The 20,587-nt window shown below is 51.9% G+C and carries 12 protein-coding genes; 9 read left to right on the top strand and 3 right to left on the bottom strand.

Annotation, left to right across the window (positions count from 1 at the left end; translation table 11 throughout):
- The first annotated feature begins 47 nt into the window (after window positions 1–47).
- The gene (locus A4E19_12455; protein OQW37825.1) at window positions 48–1,199 is read left to right on the top strand and encodes a hypothetical protein; all 1,152 of its coding nucleotides are present in this window, start codon (window positions 48–50) and stop codon (window positions 1,197–1,199) included.
- A 1,197-nt stretch (window positions 1,200–2,396) separates the two neighbouring features.
- On the opposite strand, the gene A4E19_12450 is transcribed toward A4E19_12455, so the two are convergent.
- Window positions 2,397–3,608 carry a hypothetical protein gene (locus A4E19_12450; protein OQW37824.1) on the bottom strand — a complete coding sequence of 404 codons (1,212 nt, stop codon included), beginning with the start codon at window positions 3,606–3,608 and terminating at the stop codon, window positions 2,397–2,399.
- Between the two features lie 1,053 nt (window positions 3,609–4,661).
- Here A4E19_12450 and A4E19_12445 point away from each other — a divergent pair.
- The 4 genes from A4E19_12445 to A4E19_12430 are packed head-to-tail and all read left to right on the top strand — an operon-like array spanning window position 4,662 to window position 9,374.
- Window positions 4,662–5,756 carry a hypothetical protein gene (locus A4E19_12445; GenBank protein OQW37823.1) on the top strand — a complete coding sequence of 365 codons (1,095 nt, stop codon included), beginning with the start codon at window positions 4,662–4,664 and terminating at the stop codon, window positions 5,754–5,756.
- Window positions 5,757–5,803: 47 nt separating this feature from the next.
- The gene (locus A4E19_12440; GenBank protein OQW37822.1) at window positions 5,804–7,504 is read left to right on the top strand and encodes a hypothetical protein; all 1,701 of its coding nucleotides are present in this window, start codon (window positions 5,804–5,806) and stop codon (window positions 7,502–7,504) included.
- Between the two features lie 29 nt (window positions 7,505–7,533).
- Complete coding sequence (locus A4E19_12435; protein OQW37821.1) at window positions 7,534–8,109, top strand: hypothetical protein; 576 nt, start codon at window positions 7,534–7,536, stop codon at window positions 8,107–8,109.
- Window positions 8,110–8,126: 17 nt separating this feature from the next.
- Window positions 8,127–9,374, top strand: coding sequence for a hypothetical protein (locus A4E19_12430; GenBank protein ID OQW37820.1), 1,248 nt, complete (start codon window positions 8,127–8,129; stop codon window positions 9,372–9,374).
- 91 nt (window positions 9,375–9,465) lie between these two features.
- Here the strand turns inward: A4E19_12430 and A4E19_12425 are convergent, their stop codons facing one another.
- On the bottom strand, window positions 9,466–10,602 hold the full coding sequence (locus tag A4E19_12425; protein ID OQW37819.1) for a transcriptional regulator: 1,137 nt from the start codon (window positions 10,600–10,602) through the stop codon (window positions 9,466–9,468).
- 1,638 nt (window positions 10,603–12,240) lie between these two features.
- Between A4E19_12425 and A4E19_12420 the strand changes: the two genes are divergently transcribed.
- The 3 genes from A4E19_12420 (at window position 12,241) to A4E19_12410 (ending at window position 18,328) form a co-directional block, all read left to right on the top strand.
- Window positions 12,241–13,398, top strand: coding sequence for a UDP-4-amino-4,6-dideoxy-N-acetyl-beta-L-altrosamine transaminase (locus tag A4E19_12420; protein ID OQW37818.1), 1,158 nt, complete (start codon window positions 12,241–12,243; stop codon window positions 13,396–13,398).
- On the top strand, window positions 13,398–15,929 hold the full coding sequence (locus tag A4E19_12415; GenBank protein ID OQW37817.1) for a hypothetical protein: 2,532 nt from the start codon (window positions 13,398–13,400) through the stop codon (window positions 15,927–15,929). The genes A4E19_12420 and A4E19_12415 overlap by 1 nt, the downstream gene beginning before the upstream one ends.
- Window positions 15,930–16,000: 71 nt before the next feature.
- Window positions 16,001–18,328, top strand: coding sequence for a hypothetical protein (locus A4E19_12410; GenBank protein ID OQW37816.1), 2,328 nt, complete (start codon window positions 16,001–16,003; stop codon window positions 18,326–18,328).
- 406 nt (window positions 18,329–18,734) lie between these two features.
- Here the strand turns inward: A4E19_12410 and A4E19_12405 are convergent, their stop codons facing one another.
- Complete coding sequence (locus tag A4E19_12405; GenBank protein OQW37815.1) at window positions 18,735–19,004, bottom strand: hypothetical protein; 270 nt, start codon at window positions 19,002–19,004, stop codon at window positions 18,735–18,737.
- Between the two features lie 262 nt (window positions 19,005–19,266).
- Between A4E19_12405 and A4E19_12400 the strand changes: the two genes are divergently transcribed.
- A complete protein-coding gene (locus A4E19_12400; protein ID OQW37814.1) occupies window positions 19,267–19,497 on the top strand; it encodes a hypothetical protein in 231 nt (76 codons plus the stop codon).
- Window positions 19,498–20,587: the final 1,090 nt, after the last annotated feature.

Below are 20,587 nucleotides of genomic sequence, written 5' to 3'. Positions count from 1 at the left end.
TGAGCGCCTTCGCGTCAACCGTTGCGGCGCACGCAACGACCTACTATGTGGCCACGACCGGCAACGATTCCAACAGCGGGACTGAAAAGACGCCGTTCCTGACCATCCATAAAGCCGTGAACACCATGGTGGCCGGGGATACGACGTACGTGAGAGGGGGATTATATGTCGGAGCAGGGGTCCGGTTCAGGAGGAGCGGGACCGCTGCGGCCCCGATCAAGCTCCTAAACTATCCAGGGGAATCTCCAATTTATCAGTGTTTGAGTAACCTCACTGCGGACGGGCAAATGTTTTTGATTCAGCATGGAGCCGGCTCCATCAATCCGATAGGCTGGATCACCATCGAGGGGTTTGAAGTTCGCCATTGCTCTCGTGGCGTGAAGTTTTACAACCTCCATGATTCCGTGATCCGGCGCAATTGGATGCACGATACGTATAACACGCCGATCCAGGGCAACGGCGCACGAATCTTGATCGATCGAAATATCATCAACGATGTAGGTAAGGTGGAACGAGCGCATGGAATTTACGCGAATGGGACAGCTTTTACCATTACGAATAATCTGATCTATGACGTGACCTATTATGGGATCCAGCAAAACGGATCAGGGAGTTCACTCTACGATTCCACCAAGCATGCAGGACCGGAATTTGCCGGGGCACAGAATTGGGTTGTGGCCCATAATACCTTTGCATATAACGGAGGTACTGAGGGCGCAGCCTACGTCATCTGGGGACGGGGCTGTACCAATCTCAGAATAGAAAATAACATCTTTTACGAGAATGCGCCCGCGAGGTCAAACAACGTGGCACAAGCGATCCATTTTCTATCCAGTCAACCCCTCTCTGGAGTGACAATCAGAAACAACCTTTCCTATGCGACCGGATCTGGCGGCCTGGGTTTTATCGCCAGTGGCGGTAGGGTCGAAGGTGTCGATTATACGCAATCCGGGAATGTCGTGAATACTGACGATCCACGATTCGTCAATGCTCCAGCCACCCTTCCTGCTTCACCGAATTTCGCCCTGACTGAACGAAGTCCGGCCATCGACAAGGGCGTGCCCCATGCGGCAATCACAACGGCGCTTGACGGCACCCCTCGGCCCCAAGGACATGCCTATGATATCGGCGCCTATGAATACAAGGCTGGTGTCGACCTCAAATCACCCGCTGCGCCAATAGCGCTCCAAATTCACTGAAGTCCTCCGCCCCACGATTTCCTGGACACACATTTGGGGCAACCCTCATTGATGGAAGTGTCCATGGCGCAATCGAAAGGGAGCGCAGCCGGTTTTTCTCGCGCAAGAAGGGAGATGCCGTGCCGCGGGCGGAGAAGATCTGGATCCTGTCTCACGTCGGCACCAGTGGCCAGGCGGGCTTGAAGAGCTGGGGGCCGATGGCTGCGACGCGAAACTAGCACAGCTGAAAGCGTTGGTGGTTGGATCTGACCATGCGGATAGAACCGCTGCGAGAGGCGATTCAGCGTCTACGAGGTGACGCCCCTTTGGTTCTGTGAGGTCGAAGCGATAAGCCCCACGCCCTATCGCCTTCCGAGCAGCGGTGGTGCGAGTCTGTCAGTCTGGAGTGGGGGTACGCCAGTAGACATTCTATCACTGACGGCACCGCGCCACAGGTCCACCCGCCCGCGTGACCAGAAGACCTTGTACACCAACGGGTGCTCACAGAGCACATCTGGCAGGTGCATGCGACCTTAATCCCAAGTAAACCATCACTCAATCAGCTTTTCATGCCCTCTTGACTTCCCACGAAAATGCCTGCGCATAGTAGCTTCTACCCAAAAATGATGACAAAAAATAGAGCAGCATGGCGGCACCTGCATCGAGGCCGTCGCTCAACGTCGGTCTGCCGGAACGTTCCCCTTGAGAACTGAATGCTCACTCTAGATCCTAGGCACGAAAAATCACAGGCGTATTCCCTGGGATACTGAGGATTGTTTACGTGGAAAACGACGCAAATGCAAATATTGTTCGTCGCATTAGAAGGTGCAGTGTCGACAAGCTCCTGAACCCACGCCCTAGGATTTCTGCCTCGCACGGAGCTGGACGAGGATATGACCTTTCGGGGGTGTACTTTCGTATCCTTTACGACTGTGCTCGCACATTTGGCGTCCGTGGTTGCCCTCTTTGTCGAGGTGCTGACGCCTCTGCCCTTGCGCTAGTTGCTGTGGTTACGTTGGAGGCACATCGCCCTGGTACGGCACCAGGCCCAATGCCTTGAAGCATAAGGCTCTGAGCTACGGATGGATAATGACTGAGGAGATGGGTTGCAGACCTAAGCCACCGCGTTGCTAGCGCAGCGCGGTGGTGGGTGCTATGCGAACCGTGGAACTGAAGATTGAAAAGAAGCTGCTATCCTTCTCCAACCGATCTTTCATTTCAGTTAGCAACCTGGAGTGATGTTGGTGCAGTGGAGGTAGTGCTACCACTGTAGTACTCATAGGCGCCAACATCATAGGCAGATAGTTTTGGTCGGGTCGTGCCAGGATAGGATATTACGGTGGCTGACAGGGATAGCCCATTGTCGATGGCCGGGCTTCCTGAAGTCAGGGAGAAATTGGGCGATGATGGCAGTGTTGATGGGGCATTCACAAATTTCGGACTGAGCGTGTTCACGATGTTACCGGATTGTGTGTAATGGACCCCTTCCTTCGCCGACGTGCCGGTGAGAAACCGCGTGCCGCCAGATCCACTCGCGAAGGCAAGATTGTTATTAATCTTTATCCCAGTACCGCCAGTGGATTGGAATGTAATCCCGTTCGCGGCGATGGAAGAACCAGCGGAGGCGTTCTCATAAAAAATGTTGTTTTGAACTTTTGCATTATTACATTTACTGCCCCATATGGTAATGGCACCTTCGGTTCGGGAATACGCAAAGGTATTGTTGGCAATGACCCAATTGTGCGATTCAGCAAATTCCGAGCCTGGGAACCGGGAAGAATCATAGAGCACAGAGCCGTTAAGTTGAATCGCATATTTGCGGGTATTGTAAAGGAGGTTGTTCGTAAGGGTCATTGAGGAACCGTTTATGTAGATACCATGCCCTTCAACATTGTTGAGCCGATTACGGTCAATAACAACACGAAAGCCACCAACCCCGAGAATACCGCTTTTGTCGATCTGGTTGTGGTGAATCCAATTTCGCCTAATTGTGGAATCGTGGAGGTTGTACCACTTGATCCCATTGGTGCAATCCCTTATCTCAAATCCCTCAATTGTGATCCAGCCGATCCGATATTTACTTCCGGAGCTGTTTTGAAGAAGAATCATCTGACCTGCGGTCTTGTCAACGCAGTCAATGATCGGGAACTGGCCAGAAACGTTAAGGAGCTTGATTGGAGCCGACGAGGTGCCGGATCTCTTGAATCGAATGAGCCCCTCGTTGTACACCCCACCCTTGACATAGGTCGTATCCCCTGCGACCATTCTGTCCGCCGCATAGGCCACGGTCCGCCACGGCTGGGAGCTTGTGCCGGGGTTGCTATTGCTTCCGTTCGTGGCGACATAGTACGTCGCTGCGTTGGTCGAAACGGATGGCGAGAGAGCCGTGGTTAGGATGTAGGCAATGAGTGTGTGCTTGAGTCGAAGCATATGGAGTCTCCTAATAAAATAATTGCAACAGCCCAAGTCTGCGGCAATGTTTTGATTGGATGGCTACCCCGAATGAGGTTCCGTACCATGTGCTGCGGCTAAAGCAACCATCGTGCCAATTTAGATCGATCAGTAAGTTAATAATAAGATTAATGAAAATTAAACGAGTTGATTTCAGGCGAAGCGCTGACTGTAGTCGATGTAGGTTCAAAGAGACATCGGAACCTCAGCCGATCCTGGCTATAGTCAATCCGAAGCAGTTCCTGTTTGACGGACCACTGGCACAATGTCGGTGTGGGAGTGGGCTTCTGCAAGGTATGAGCAAGAATCGTCATCACGGTATTATCGCTTCTGTCGATCCGTGCTGTAGAAATTTGGCCTGCATGTGTTTGATCCTCTGAGCGCTTTCATACTGCGAGTTGACCTGGAATATATGCAGGACAAGGGGAGCAGATGGTTTTCCCCATTCCATTCATAAACAGCCGTGAGAGCAGTACGGCAAGGCGCTCGTATCCTATTCGTCGGTAGGTGGGCGAAGACTGACTCAGTCGGAACGATCACGATGTGGGATGTCGATGTCAGACGAGATCTTCATCTTGCTAGATTTCGTAATACAGTGTAGAGGAGTATGATTGTAAATCTTCGAGGCTCTCGATTACTTTGCTTGGGAACATGAAGCAGATCGTGAGCGAACAATGAGGAATCAATCCAACTTGGTCTCGAAGTTGGGTTCCGTCGGGTTTCCCTTGCACCGCCGCGCGTCGTCTGTTTGAGCCTCATCCTAGATTGGCTGTGATGTCTTCAAGCGAGTCCGAGTGCATAAAACGGTCATTCAGCGGAATCAGCCAGGGTCTGCTCTCTGCTTTTGCAGCATGGTTCGTGAAATACTACGGTTCTGCCAGGCCAGCGGTCCTCTTGTTACTAAAGCGTCGATAATGGGGGCCCATCATGTGGGATACGACAATGGGCCTCTACTACGGTTGAGGTGATTTCTTCAGCCCGCGACGCTCACGCGAAGAACTCCAGTCTGACCGGACAGAAAAAGAAGATGAAATGATCATTCAGCACATCAGCCATGATTCGCCTGAACTGAATCAGTGGGATCAGTTTCTTATGACCTCGCCTCGCGGACATTACTGTCAGTTATCCACATACCTTAAGAGCTTTCGCACTTATGGATTCGACTATCACATCATCGTGGCCAAGCACCAAGAAAACGATCACGTGATTGGGGGAATAGGTCTTCTCATATTTGGGAAGCGGCCGTTGAATGTTGTGATCGCGCCGATGGGGCCGATCATCGACGTCGGGCAGGAAGGGTCTTTCTCCTCCTTAATCACAGAGGCGATATCCTATTCAAGATCTGTTGGCGCGTTCTTGTTCCAGCTGAAGATACCTTTTACCCAGGAATTTTCCGATCCGGCCATTCTGCCTACAGTGACAATGCCGACCGGCGCTTCTTTTCGAGACGGATTCCCCTTTGCCTTGATGGCAATCCCCAATCAGATGCTTTGGATAGACTTTGGGAATATCGCCTCCGACGAGGAGTGGGAAGCGCACATGTTCAAAAGGTTTAGCAGCGGCAAGAGGCGTGACATTCGGATGTCCGAGAAAAATGGATTGTCCCTGCATCGGGTGACCAAGGAGTCGGAATTAAAGGAAGCCTATTCCATCATTGAATTGAACGGGCAAGAGCAAGGGTATAGTACCCGATCTTGGGAAGAGTTTGGTCCTACACTGATTGAGCAAGTGCATAAAGGGCAGGCTGTTGTCTTGGTCGTCTGCCGGGAAGGACGGACTTTGGCAGCCCATTACGGTGTTTGGGCGGGCCGAAGGTGGAGTTACTTAATGGGAGGAACCGTCAGGACGGATAAAGATTATAATGTCGGGGCGTTCTTGCATTGGCACGTCATGAAAACGGCACGCGCCATGGGGTTGCGAGGGTACGACCTTACCTCAACGGGAAGTTCCGGAGTGGCGCAATTCAAGATGGGCTTTCGTCCTACCCATATAAAATTTACCAGCCCCCGGTACTGTATTCTTTCTCATTGGAGATTTACCGCCTTCATGAAAATGTATCCGATACTCAAGAAGTATAAACGCACTTTTTCTCGCTATGCGCGGTTGATATTTCGAAAGGACGGATAATTCCGCCAATTGATCGCCAGTAGGGATAGTGGCACTGAGAAACTGATATGGCCATGGTGACGGTCAAGGCGACCTCGGAAAGCGTATCAGACGGCAAGCTGACACGGAAAGAAGTCGCAATATCCATACTCGAAGAGACTGTCTGGTCCGCGAGATACTCTCTTGCTATATCAACCTCCACTCAGGGCACAGATCGTATTCAGGTGACATGCTTTTTCCGGGCAGAAGAAGCATACTTCCTCAGCCATGACCGGCAAATCCTTCCTTTGTTACGCGAGGCTCACCCGCCTTATCCTGTCGGTTGTGTCCTTTGGATAAGGGAAGGGAATATTCTGCATCAAGTGGATCTTCCCAAGTACCCTCACTTGAGGCTGTATAAGCAAGACGATGCTGTAGTTGCGCAGTTCGTGGTTCAAGATAGATATGGTTCAGGGCTTATCCTGTGGGGTGCGCATAAGCTGAAGAAGTCTCCGACTAACGAGCAAATCTACGTGAGAGTCAATAGGCTCGGCTCGACGGATGATGCTGTTTGGCTTGAGCCATATCCTCATGGCGCCCGTTCTGCCATTTGTTTAACCGATCATCCGGATTATGATTCTGTCGTGAAGCTGAGCCTCTTGTCTGAAGTGTTCTCTAAAAACGATATTCGTATTACAAAAGGGGTGTTCCCAAGCAGCGACCCTGAAATAGGTAGACCGGAACCCGGTCTAGATGTGCTCGAATACAAAAAGTCTGTTGACCTGTTATATGAGGGCGGCTCGGAAATAGCCTACCATGGTTTCAGCCCTGGGAGAGACGCTCCTCCGCTTTCAGAGTGTTTGCGCAGAATTGACATGATGAGTCAGTACTCCCCAAGGACTTGGATCGATCATGGGACCGGAGAGTATCTCTTTTCGAGAGGCGCGACCCTTAAAGAAGGGGCCTCTTTGGTGGATATGTTAAGCCAGGTTGGAATTGAGAACTACTGGTCCTATACTGATGTTTGGGAAAATCCTGCACGGAATGTAGATATCTGGGCGCAAAGGCAATTATTCCTCGCCTTCTCCAATGTGCTTTACTTTCTGTGGGACAAAAAGCGAGTAAGAATCCCTCAACTATTTTACTACGGCAGTTCTGTTCTGAAAAACTTGCTCGGTCAATACCACCTGCGTCCCATCATGCATGCGCCTTGGAAGATGAAGGCATGGGAGTCCGTTGCTGCTCAAGTGCGGGGGCTAAAATACTGCCATGAAAATCCGATGGTTCTGTATGACATGAATGGACAGTGTAGTTTTATGAGCAAGGATAAGATGTGGGTCTTTGATACGATCTTATGCAATCATTTGGGGTTCCAACTGAGGCCTTCAAACGTTGACTTGCTCTGTAAGCAGAATGGGTTGTTATTGGCCCATTGTTACTTTGGTCACCAAAAGGAGAACGGTGGGACGATGAATTGTTTTATTCGCGAAAATGCCGGCGTGACGTTGATCCCGGAGTTTGTGGAAAATGTTGAGTATATTTCGGAGAAACAACGCCGGAAGGACTTGGTAACGTTATCCTTTGCCGCATTGCGAGAGGCGCTGACTAATTTTGCCACCGCATCGCTCGTGCGTACCGCAGATGGCTGGGAAATAACCTGCGAGAAGGCTGTGGTGGGTAGCCACCAGGCCTTATCGTTCTCCGGACCAGCCCGGCAATGGAGCAAGGAGACGGTGCATTATTCAGAAGTTGAAGAACAAGCAATAGCTCAGATTCCTGCCTCAAGATGAATGCGAGTTTAATTCTACGTCGTTTGCGAATGTTGTCGGCTCGACAACTTTTGGAAGCGCTTCGGCCTCATCATGTGAACGAGCTTCTTTATCTCAGTAGAGAGTCGCCTAAGATCTCCCCTCACCGTCTGTCATCTTCTGTATCAATCAAATGTTTTTCCGTGGAGCACCCATCGGGGATAGATGGAATCGATAAGAGGCTGACAGAACAAAGGCTTGCATACGTTGTCTTCAATGATGGAGAAGTGATTCATGAGAATTGGCTCACCTTTGATACGCTGTTGCCTTCACGGTTTGGGTTTGATGCTCGTATCCCAGTCGTAGGGTATGGATTTACTACCCCCCAATATAGAGGAAAGGGTGTTTGCCCTTACGCCTTAAGCTATCTTCTCAATGACATGATAGAACGCAATATCAGTCGTAAGGCCTATACGATTGTCTCTCCAACGAATAGTGCTTCCATGCGAGCCGTCGAGAAGGGTGGCTTTGAATTGATTGCGCAATTAAAGGGCCTCAGGGTCCTAGGAGGGCTGTTCATTCGCAAATCCATGATTAAGTTCCCTGAGTCAGGTTCGGCAGGCTTACCTGCTGCATCTCAGCCTTAACTTCTTCGTGTAGGATTATGGCGCGTATCCTTTTGCTGACTCAATATTTTCCCCCTGAAATTGGCGCTGCTCAGACACGTCTCTTTGAACTGGGGCAGGAGCTTTCTGGATTGGGGTGGGAAGTGGAAGTTCTCACTGCTCTACCGAATTACCCCACAGGACGAATCTTGGCAGGGTACGATCCCGGGCGTCCCGTGACGGAAGCATTGGGTCGGCTTTCAGTCGTGAGAGTACCTCTGCGTCCGGCTCAAAGCGGTTTCATCGATCGGCTGATGTGTTACTTCTCATTTGTCAGATCCGCCGTCCGTTGGGGCCCGGCGCTATGCGCCAAGCCGGATGTGTTGTTTATCGAGTCACCTCCGTTGTTTCTCGGACATGCCGGTATTCGCTTGGCCCGACATTGGGGTGTGCCGATGGTCTTCAATGTTTCCGATCTCTGGCCCGAATCGGCTAAATACATGGGAGTGGTCAAGAATCGATTCGTCCTTGCCGCGGCTGAGGCTCTTGAACTGTCGTATTACCGACGGGCGGCCTTGGTGACCGGTACCTCGAATGAAATCGTTGAATCCGTGCGGCGTCGATGTTCCTCGACCGATGCGGAAGTGATTACCAATGGTGTCGATGTTGAAAGGTTCGGTTCCCAATTCGCGGATGATGAGGCACGATCTCTGCTGGGGGGACGGGATCGTATCACCTTCACCTATGCGGGCGTTATGGGAATGGCCCAAGGACTGGGTGTGGTTCTGGATGTTGCCGCGGCCGTTCGCGATTTGAACCATGTTCAGTTCGTGCTGGTGGGGGATGGGGCGGAGCGCGAATCCTTACGACGGCGAATCGAGGATGAAAATTTGAACAATGTGCGACTCCTGCCGGCACAACCGAAGGAGAGAATTCCCGCCTTACTGGCGGCATCGCAGGTGGGGTTTCACGTGCTTAAGTTTTCAATTCCCGGCGCGGTGCCCAGCAAAATCTATGAAGCGATGGCCAGCGGGATGCCAATCCTCTTCGCCGGAGGAGGGGAAGGTGCGCGACGCGTGCTTGATGCCAGAGCTGGTTTGGCGGTTCCCTACGAAGACATTCGAGGCCTCGAACAGGCTGTCCGTCGGCTGGCTTCCACCTCCGAATTACGCCGAGAACTGGGACAAGCCGGTCGCTGTGCAGCGGAGAAACTGTACAATCGAAAGGAAATCGCCAGGCGGCTGCATCACCTGCTGCTTGGCGTGACGAGCCGTACTCAGCATACCTCGAGTCGAGATGCACTGTAAGCTTCCGGAAAGGTGCTGAGCAGTCCGCCTTAAGGAAGCTACCGGCGACACTGTATCTCCAAACATACCTTATCACCAAGGACAACTCTAGTTATCTGTAGAACGCGGCGATCCCTTCAACCACTGCAGTCTGTTGTTCCATAGTCAACTCGGGATATATGGGAATTGCGATGGTCTCCTTGGCTGCACGCTCCGATTCAGGAAAGTCTCCTTCACGGTATCCTAAATAGAGAAAACATTCCTGGAGGTGGAATGGGATCGGATAGTAAATTTCCGCCCCGATTCCTCGCTGCTTCAAATGCCCCATGAGGGCATCTCGTTGCTCAACCCTTATCACAAACTGATTATAAATGTGATAATGCTTCACGCCGGAGTCTCGGTATGCTGGTTCCGGCAATGTCACGTTTTTGTTCTGCACAAGGCCGCTCTGCTTGAACAGAGTTTCATATCGGGTGGCATTCTCCTGTCGTCTTTTGGTCCACCCATCAAGATAGTTGAGCTTAACGTTCAGAACCGCTGCCTGTATGGTATCGAGACGAAAGTTCCCTCCAATCCACTTGTGATAGTACTTCGGCTTGCTCCCATGGACCCGCAGAACCCGCATCCGCTCTGCGAGATCAGGATCATTGGTCACCGCCATCCCGCCATCGCCCAAGCATCCGAGATTCTTACTCGGGAAAAACGATAGACAGCCGATGGTCCCAATGCTGCAAGCGCGCCGCCCGTCATGATATTCGGAACCGATGGCTTGGGCGGCGTCCTCAATGACGCTCAAATTGTGCTGCTTCGCGACATCCATGATAGGGGCCATGTCGGCGCATTGTCCGTAGAGGTGTACCGGGATAATGGCCTTGCTTCTGGCCGTCAGCGTTGATTGAATTCCGGCGGGGTCGATATTATAAGTCACTGGATCGATGTCCACGAGCACCGGCTTCGCTCCCACCCTCACGACTGCACCGGCCGTGGCAAAGAACGAATAGGGCGTTGTGATGACCTCATCACCGGGGCCGATACCGAGGGCCATGAGGGCGACCAGAAGCGCATCCGTTCCAGAGGTCACACCGACACCATACTTAGTCTGGCAATAGGCAGCCACACGTTCCTCCAGCTTGCCTACGTCCGGGCCGAGAATAAACGTCTGGCTTTGAAACGTCTGTTCCAGCGCCGCCATGATCTCCTTGTGAAGCGGTTCGTGGTGTCCTTTCAAGTCAAGCAGTGGAACTCCCATGCCGATCTCCTCGTTTAATGCCGGCCGGCTACTTTCATGACACTGTGAACAGACATGATGATGAATCTGTCTCTTTATAGGTCAACCGGAGTACTCACCTTCAAAGAGCCTCCAGAAGCTATCACTAAGAATACCCGCACGACGGTGTATCTACGCAAGCGATTGGCAAGAAGCATGCGCCCTCTTCGCATGCAGTAGCGCTGCTGATGCCCATATCCGACACAGTCTGACTCATGCCTACCCCAAGGAACAATAGTGTGGTCGAACGCACTGGCGGATCCATCATGCGTGCCGAGGTCATCTATCTATCAGTGGCATTTCAGCTATTTCACCGACTGCCGTTCAGAGCATTCACGACGTAATGATACTGGAACCTATTTCAAAATTGCTTGAGGAGCATCGTAATGCAGGCGAGCTGCACAAAGCCCAGAAAATTGGTGGCATAGTACTCCAGCGAATCAGCAACGCCTCTTCCATTGGTGCCAGGCAAAGAAGCGCTCCACGAGCAAGCGGCGCTCATAGCGACGCACGTAGCGGCCATCTTGGGCCTTCAGTTTTATCGTACACCTGTGCGGTGCGATTAGGGTGACCCCTTCCTGCTTGAGCGTGTCATTGAGGCTGTCGCAGTCAGTAGACGAGCTCCCCAATGGGAATCCGACTTGGCCTCTAACATGTAAAGTCGAAACTGAGTTGCACCAAGGTGACTTCATTGATGATTCGCCGTATGCGTACTGACGGAGAGGAGGAGCTCATGGCGATCTACGATCGCAAGAATCTTCACGCCTTCCCGCGTTTCGAGAGCCTGCGGCATCGTCACCGCCTTTCGCGGCGGCACAGATGGCATCGATGAAACGCGCGTTCGTCGATGCCCTTCGTCCCACAGCGTATTCGCCAGCTGCGTGAGGACGTCCTGCAGACCCTCGCGTGGACACCGCGGCGGCTGTCCGGAATGTGCTCTTCAGGGAAGTGCTCCCGAATCCGTTCCCATTGGTCGTCACGCAGGCGAAGCATGACCGGATTTATAGAGATGGAATTCCGTGCCGTCAACTATTTTAAGAAGATAGGTTCGAGACAGATAAATAGATAATGATCGAATGTGAAAGGGTGAATAAAATACGACCAAAGCGGTCTTTAGTCATTCGCTGAACAAGAATTCCATAAATCGCAATGTGGATTGAATAATCGTGAGGCTGTCTTGGCCGCGGCACTGCTGGAAAAATCGATGAACCAAAGATATACGCATAGCGTTTTTTACAGCCTATATTTTTTACAGCCTATATTGGAAAAAGTCCATACTGTAGCCTTGATGGTGACCCTGAACAGATGCTGGCCCATCACCGGTCGCAGGGAATTATCGGACAGACTTTTGGCAAGGGCTGATATCACAAGTCTATAATAGGGAGATCCCCAGTTTCGCTCCTCCCTCATGCGGGAAATTATAAAATTCTAATTTCAATATTCTCCAATAGCCTAAAGTCTTTTCAATAGTGTAGGATAGATATCCGTCTGATTTCTGAGGTATTTCTGAACAGATAGAGCTTCCTTAGCCCCTCCAAAGATGGGTTGTGCTTTCCAGGGATTATGGGAAAGTGTAGCCCTGATAGGGACATGTTCATTAGCCAAAGAGGAGATCTGTGAATGAAAGACTTTTTACCTTTTCATAGGTCTGATGTTGGCGAGGAAGAGGTATCGGAAGTGTTGGAAGTTCTCCGTTCCGGCTGGTTGACGACGGGTCCCAAGGTGCGGGAATTTGAGCGTGAATTTGCCGCAATGGTGGGGGCGGAACATGCCGTCGCGGTTAATTCCTGTACCGCCGCTCTTCATCTTGCCCTTGAAGCGGCTGGTGTGAGTGAGGGAGATGAGGTCTTGGTTCCGACGATGACCTTTGCTGCCACGGCCGAGGTGGTCACCTACTTCAAGGCACGCCCTGTTCTGATCGATTGCGAACAAGACACGTTGAATCTGGATACAGGTCGCCTCCGACAGGCCATCACTGATAAAACGAAAGCGATCATTCCCGTTCATTTTGCCGGGCACCCATGCGACTTGAAGCCTATCCATGCGATCGCACAGGCACATAATCTCCATGTGATCGAAGACGCGGCACATGCCTTGCCGGCTCGATATCATGGCAAAATGATCGGTGGAATTTCTGACGCGACGTGTTTTTCATTCTATGCCACAAAGAATATCACTACCGGCGAAGGCGGAATGGTCACCACGAATAATGGTGAGTGGGCCGCTCGCATGCGGATGATGAGTCTGCACGGTCTCAGTCGGGATGCCTGGAATCGCTACTCCGCGCAAGGCTCCTGGTATTATGAAATACTCTCACCTGGTTTTAAGTACAATCTGACTGATATCGCTGCGGCGCTTGGTTTGGCCCAGCTGAAGAAGTGTGAACGTTTTTGGAAAGGGCGGGAACGGTATGCCGCCATGTACCATGATGGCTTCCGAGATCTTCCTGAGATACTATGCCCCCCAACCGCTTCTCATGCCCAGCACGCGTGGCATTTGTATGTCATCCAATTGGACGTGGATCGTCTGCGGGTTAGTCGCGATGAATTTATTCATCAACTGCAGCAAGCCGGTATCGGTTGCAGCGTGCATTTTATCCCCCTCCATTTACATCCCTACCATCGAGACAAGGGAGGGTACCAGCCCGAAGATTTCCCGGCTGCCAGCAGGGCATTCCAACGGATTGTTTCCTTACCGCTGTACTCCAAGATGACGGAGGACGAGGTGAATCGTGTGATCGAGACCGTGCGTGATCTGGTCGAGAGGAATCGGCGGTGATGAAACGTACATTGGATGTCTGCTTGGCCGTAATGGGGCTGGTTCTCACGGCGCCTCTCCTTGTAATCATCTCCGTTTTGATCAAGCTCGACTCGCGAGGGCCGGTGATCTTTCGTCAAATCCGTGTGGGGCAAGGATTCCGTCCGTTCGCGATACAGAAGTTCCGAACCATGGTACCGGGAACGTCGACAACCTGCTTGCCTCTTACAGTCGGTCAAGATCCCCGTATCACCAGAGTAGGTCGATTTCTACGGAAATTGAAGCTCGATGAGTTGCCTCAGCTGTTGAATGTTCTCAAAGGCGACATGAGTTTTGTGGGGCCAAGGCCGGAAGTTCCTCGGTATGTTGAACGCCTGCGTTCTGAGTTCTCCGAGGTGCTCACGGTTCGCCCGGGGATTACTGACTTGGCCTCGTTAAGGTACATCGATGAAGCGGCGCTGCTCGCGTATTCCTCCAATCCTGAGGAAGAGTATCAACTCAAAGTCCTTCCTGAAAAGATCAGACTGGCAAAGTTGTATATCCGCCATATGTCTTTGCGGCTCGATATTGCCATTATCGTACAAACGTTGTTGCATATTGTCAGGATTCCGGTTGTGATATTCACACTTCCTGAACTACAAGCTGCCGTCGAACCTCCCTCGGGCTCTCCATGGACGGGCCTGTCGTCTTTTGTTCTGCGGTGGCGCAAGCCCATCATCGTGATGCTCGATGTAGGCTTGATCATCCTCGCAAACTATCTGGCTTTTGGCCTGAGGTACGACGGCAGTATACCTGCCGGTGAGATCCGCACCTTCGAACAAACCATACTTGCCTTGGTTGCGATAAGAGGGGTGGCATTTGCCTTGTTTGGTTTGAACGAAGGTTTGTGGAGATATACGAGTATTTGGGATCTCCAAAACATTATCGGCGGCGTCTTAACCAGCACAGTCGCATTTTATGGTTGGGTCCATTGGGTGATGGGGATCTCTAGCTACCCACGCTCCATATTTGCCATCGATGCTATTCTGCTCATCGGGTTTCTTGCCGGAGTGAGATTGTCCTCCAGAATCCTTCGTGATAGGCCGCTTTTTCAGAAAAGACGGAAGGTGCTGGTCGTCGGAGCCGGAGATTCAGGAGAACGTGTCGTTCGGGAGATGAAAACTCGCACAGTGTTTAACTGCCAGCCGATCGGATTTGTGGATGATAATATTGGGCTTCTCAATCAACGTATCCACGGAGTCCGCGTGTTGGGTACGGTGCAGGACCTTCCTAAACTTATAGAGGCACTCAAACCCGAAGTGGTTGTGGTCGCGGTGCCGAAGGCGGCTCCCGAGTTTCTCCGAGATCTTGTTATCAAATTGGAGCCGTACAACATTTCGATCAAAACATTGCCGGCCAAAGAAGAACTGCTTGCAGACCAAAGCACGGTCAGTCAGATACGTAACGTTTCGATCCCGGACTTATTGTCCCGTGCGCCCATCGACCTTAACAATGAAGCGACGAGACAGATGGTGAGAGGGAAATGTGTCCTGATTACTGGAGCTGGTGGGTCGATTGGTTCTGAATTGGCTCGTCAAATTACCCTGTTCGAACCACACACGCTATTGCTCTACGAGCGTCATGAGAATAGTCTCTATAACATCCACAAGGAATTAGATGATCGGAGGTTTGCGTTCCCCATTGTTCCGCTGATTGGGGATGTCACGGACGCGCAGCGACTTTGTGCTGTACTGGAGCAGTATAAACCTCAGATCTTGTTCCATGCGGCAGCCCACAAGCATGTTCCCCTTGTGGAGCTGAATCCCCTCGAAGCCGTAAAGAACAACTGCATCGGTACACGTGTCGCCGCTGAAGCCGCGAGTCTTTATGGTGTAGAGCAGTTCGTCCATATCTCGACCGATAAGGCGGTCAACCCGTCGAGCGTGATGGGAGCTACCAAGCGAGTGGCGGAACTCATTATTCAGGATATTGCAAGGACGAGTCGGACCCGCTTCCTTCTTGTACGGTTCGGCAATGTTCTTGGCAGTAGTGGGAGCGTATTGTTGCGCTTCCAGGAACAGATCAGGGCGGGCGGACCGGTAACCGTTACACATCCGGAGATCCGACGCTACTTCATGCTGATCCCAGAGGCCGTTCAATTGGTTCTCCAGGCGGCAACGATTGGTGAACAAGGCCATATTTACATTCTCGACATGGGGGGGCAAATCAAGGTGCTCGATATGGCTCGGAGTCTCATTCGGCTGTCCGGGCTTATTCCTGGAAAGGATATTCCTATTCGATTCGTTGGTCTTCGCCCTGGGGAAAAACTGTATGAAGAGTTGGTCGGTGAGGGAGAGGTTGCAGTCGCTTCGTCCTTGGACAAGATTCTGCAGATTCGGACGATCAACCATCTTGACTTCGAAGAATTTCGGGAAAAGCTGTCTGCGTTGGAAGCGGCGAGTTACCGTGATGAAACCGTCGTGTTGCTCGAACGGCTCAAAGAGATCGTCCCGATGTTCCAATCCTGCGTTCCTGATACGGAGATTCCGACCGTGCCGACCGGATCGTTGTAAGGTCCGTTTGATGTATCTTTACAAGACCTAAGTCTCGATATACCCTAGTGTAAGTCGTTCGGAGGGCATACATGCAATATTCCGAGTCGGTTGTCTCAGTAGATCAAACTGGAACGGCCACAGTTCGCGAGTACGCCCTCATCGCTTCCCGCAATAAATGGGTCATCGTGGGGGCGATCGCACTATCGTTGGCTCTGGCCTGGGGCTACTTGTTGATTGCCACAAAATACTATCAGTCACAGACGTTGATTGTGGCGGAAGATCGCAAGGGAATCGATGACGTTATCAATAGTGGGGAAGGCTCGGAAAAGCATTTTGAGAAACGTCTCTTTCTTATACAGAAGCAAATTATCAGCGAGGAGTTCCTAGAGCCGATAGCAAAAGAATTACACGCGCAGGGGGATGGATCCTCTGACGAACCAGGGCAGATAGGCGGCTGGGGCGCGTTGGCGAGCAGGACGAAGATTGAGCGAGCCATGATTGACCCGGCTGGGGGGAAAAGCTCTCAGAACTTGGTTGACGGGTTTGTGATCTCCTTTCTCCATCAGGATCCCAAAACGGCCATGCTGGTGACGGCCAAAATCGCGGACAAATTCATTGAGGAGAATACCCGGGAGCGTGAGAAGGATGTTGAAGGCACGGGAGAATTTCTAGATGAAGAACTGCGAGCGCTCAAACGAGAACTGGAAAAGAGAGAAGAAAGCATCAGTCAGTTCAAGAAAGCGCACCTCGGCGACCTTCCTCAGCAGGCTCAAGCTAACCTTCTTGCCTTGGATCGCGTAGAAGTAGAGATCACCGCCGCAACTGAAAATCTTCAACGTCATTCCGATAAACTTGGCACTCTACACCAAGCGGTGCAGCAGTACCGTACGTCCGGGCAGCAGAGTTTGGGTATCGGGGCTGCACCGCGGGGAATGGAGCCAGATCCGTTGTTTCGACACCTGAAGGAGCTCCGAGAAAGGCTCGTCAAGCTCAGAGCGGAGTTTTATGATGGATATCCAGAGGTCATCTTAACGAAGGAAGAAATCCGACAGACGGAAGAGGAGCTAACCAATCTGTATGGTCAAGATGCGATCAAGCCCGACAAGACGCCTCCGCCACTTGATCCGTATCTCCAGGATCTGATGAAGCAGCAGAATGAAGAACGCACCGAGATCGCGCTTCTCAGACAGCGGCTCGACCAACTGCGCACCACGAAGAGAGATCTTGAAAGGCGTCTCGATAGGTCCCCTTCAGTTGAACAGGAATTACTTGTCCTTGAGCGTGACTACAATAACCTAAAGACCAACTACGCGATGCTCCTTGATAAGCGGCTGCACACGCGGGTCGAGGAAAATATTGAGAAACGTCAGAAAAATGGAAAATTCCGCATCGTGGACCGTGCCTCTTTTCCAAGTTCACCAGCCATTCCAAATAGTCCCAGGGTTATGGTGATAGGGCTCTTGTTCGGGTGCGTCTTGGGGGCAGGGTTGTCAGTCATACGCGAGCGGCTTACTCCCCAGTTCCGAGGCCCGGAGGATGTTGAACTTCTTCTCTCAGGCCCTCGATTATTGGCGGCTATTCCTGATTTTTCTCTGCTATGGCGTACGGCTGGTGATTCGGGGTATTTCCAGAGCGCCGCGTTGCCCAGACCTTCGCTGGGTATAACTATGCGGTCAAGACCAGAGGCTGAACTGAACAAGCAGCCCTTGGCTGCCAGGCCAAGTGCACACGAGATCGACAGAAGATTTGTTGCGAAGATATTCCCACGTTCTATGGCTGCAGAGCAGTATCGCGTCGCGGCTGCGAGATTACAGCTACTGAACACCACGGGTGCGCCGATGGTCGCCGCTGTGACGAGTGCCATCAAGGGGGAAGGGAAAACAACCACAGTGGTCAATCTTGGCTATACGCTTTCGCGAGACTTTGGAAGGCGTGTCCTCATCCTGGATTGTGATTTTGTCTTTCCCGAAATGGCGGCGTTCCTTGAGACCCCAATAAAGTATGGGCTCATTGATTGCCTGCGAAGCGACATCCCCTTACAACAAGCCATGAGTCCGTTAGCAGATGTTCCATGTTGGATCATGCCGGCTGGAGAAGCGGTGGCCGCTTCCACCGAACTATTGCGTGCTGGTCAACTTGATCGTGTGCTGTCGCAACTACGGGAGGAGTTCGATTATATCCTCTTGAACGCCCCGCCAATCCTCCCTGTGGCCACAATGAACGTGCTGGAAAGTCATTGTGATCATCTCCTCCTTGTGGTGAGAGCTAACCTAACTGCCAAACAAGCTGTTACGCAGGCAATTGGATCGCTGCGAGCGCACCGCCCCATCCATGTAATCCTCAATGGTGTGGCAGGAAATTCCCTTCCAAGTTATATGGTCGAGTATGCTGTCAGCGAAAGCCGAGTGGCTGTCTAGCAATCTCATCGACCAACCATAGCAAGCGATTTAGTTGCGGAGAACTCGGTCGCCCATCGAAGGAAGTTGCCGCAGATTGAAGTTCCCTCTCCTCGGGAAAAGATATTCGGAACATTTCCCTTTGATTCAGGGCCACCCGATTTGCCCTATTTGTTCGGTGAAGCGTTAATGCAGGCTGTCAAATTAAACCGTTGGAGTTGATGCTCTGGCGTCCCTCAGGGGGCTATATGGCAATAGAATTTTCCTCTACACTGGGATCTGTCTTAACCTCAGAAGCTGACGGTGGCAACACATTGATCAACCATCTGCATAGACCAAGTCCAGTCCTATACCTTTGTATCCGTGGAGTTTGAAGCTATAGACATGTCAATATTTGTAGCGCTGCCATTCCCATTTTTAACGGCAATCAAAAAATGCTCTTACTGACCTCGTTCGAATAGGTGCTTTCATTTCCAGCGATATCAAATGCCGTCACGACAAAGAAATATGTCGTTCCGAATTGGAGTCCTGAGGCAATATATTGGGTAATATTGCCTTGGATGGTGGCAATGGGGGCCCCATAGTTTCCTGATGAAGTTGCTCGATATACTCTGTATCCTGCAAGATCGCGCTCGGTATTTGCCACCCACGACAATGTCGCAGATGAGCTTGATGCCGGGTTCAATGTCAGAGCCACACTTACGATCCTGGTTATTCCTCCGCTGATCAAAGTGATGGCTGCCGAGTTACTTCCCTGAGCAGCAGTCGCCGTATTCACACTTACCGTAATGGTTCCATCGCCTGAGCCGGAGGGCGGGGAGAGGCTCAGCCAAGAGACGTTGTCAGTGGCAGACCAGGTGCTATTGGAACTGATGGAGAGGGTTTGAGCAGAAGGGTTAGCGGCTCCCTGCGTCGCGGTGTAAGTCAACCGGGTGGGGGAAGCCGCCAGGGAAGCGGCAGTGACCGTCAGGGTGACGGGAATGGTACGAGCGATGCCCCCGCTAGTCAGAGTGATTGTAGCGGTGTTGGTACCGACCACAGCGGAGGTCAGGGTGACACTGGTGGTGATCGGTCCCGTGCCGGTGGCTGACGTTGGTGTAAGAGAGAGCCAGGGAGCATTGCTGCTGGCGGTCCACGTACTGTTCGAATTCACCGTTATGGTTTGGCTGGCCGGATTTGTCCCACCTTGAATGGCCGAGAGAGTCAATGCGGTGGGGCTGACGGTAAGGGTGGGGGCGGGCGCCGTAACCGTAAAGGAGACCGGAATAGAAATGGGAGTGGCACCGGGTGCACTGACGGTAACTAGCGCCTGGTAAGTCCCGGTCGCGAGGGCACCGGTGGTGGCCGTCGCCGTGAGCGTCCCAGTGCCGGTTCCGGAGGGCGGGGAGAGGCTCAGCCAAGAGACGTTGTCAGTGGCAGACCAGGTAAGAAGTCCTCCACCTGCATTAGAAATGATGATGGTTTGTGGACCGGGGTTACCGCTCTGCTCGGTTGTGAAGGAGAGGCTTGCCGGGTTTGGTTGAATTACAGGAGGTGGAGCCACTACGGTGAGACTGACCGGAATGGTGACAGCTGTCGCATCAGTGGCGTTTAACGTGATCATTGTATTGTAGATACCGGCTGAGAAAGAACTGGTACTGGCGGCTAACGTAATCGTACTGTTTCCCATGCCGGAGGCGGGGCTCATGGTTAACCATGCTGCGGGGGCAGTGGCGTACCACTTCAATGTTCCTCCACCCCTGTTGGTAACAGTGAGAGTCTGTATTATTGGAGCACTGTCTCCTTGCTGAGCCGTAAACGAAAGGCTAGAGGTGTTCACTCCTATAACAGGAATCGGTGGTGGCAGGGGTTGGGGAATTGTCGGAGGTGGAATTGGACTGGGCGATGTCGCAAGTTGTGTCAATTCAGGCACTTCAGACATGAGTTTTCGTATAGGAGCAGCCAATTGTCGATTTCGTGGAACCACGATCGTATCTGACCCCGCCGCGAAAATTGGCGCTATTAATATCCCCAGTTCAAAAACAAACAAGAGCGTGCCCATACCCACTGAGACGAGCAACAATCGTTGAATCTTTTGACGCATCGTCGAAGCCCCCCATGGAAAAAAGGAGATTGCGAACCGCTAGGTCCACGCGAAGCTACAGGTCATGAGCAAGTTAAGTGCCTTTTGTGATGCGGAACAGTTTTTGAAAATGGGGATTCCAACGACGAGCATTCCCCCTGAATTTGCGAGGACAGTACGTTAAAATATTTTTCAAAGGAGAAGACCCTTGACTGGAG

Origin of the sequence: Nitrospira sp. SG-bin1 (genome assembly GCA_002083365.1) — a bacterium.
GTDB lineage: Bacteria > Nitrospirota > Nitrospiria > Nitrospirales > Nitrospiraceae > Nitrospira_D.
Note: the sequence above shows the minus strand (reverse complement) of the source record. Positions and strands in the feature narration are given on the sequence as shown.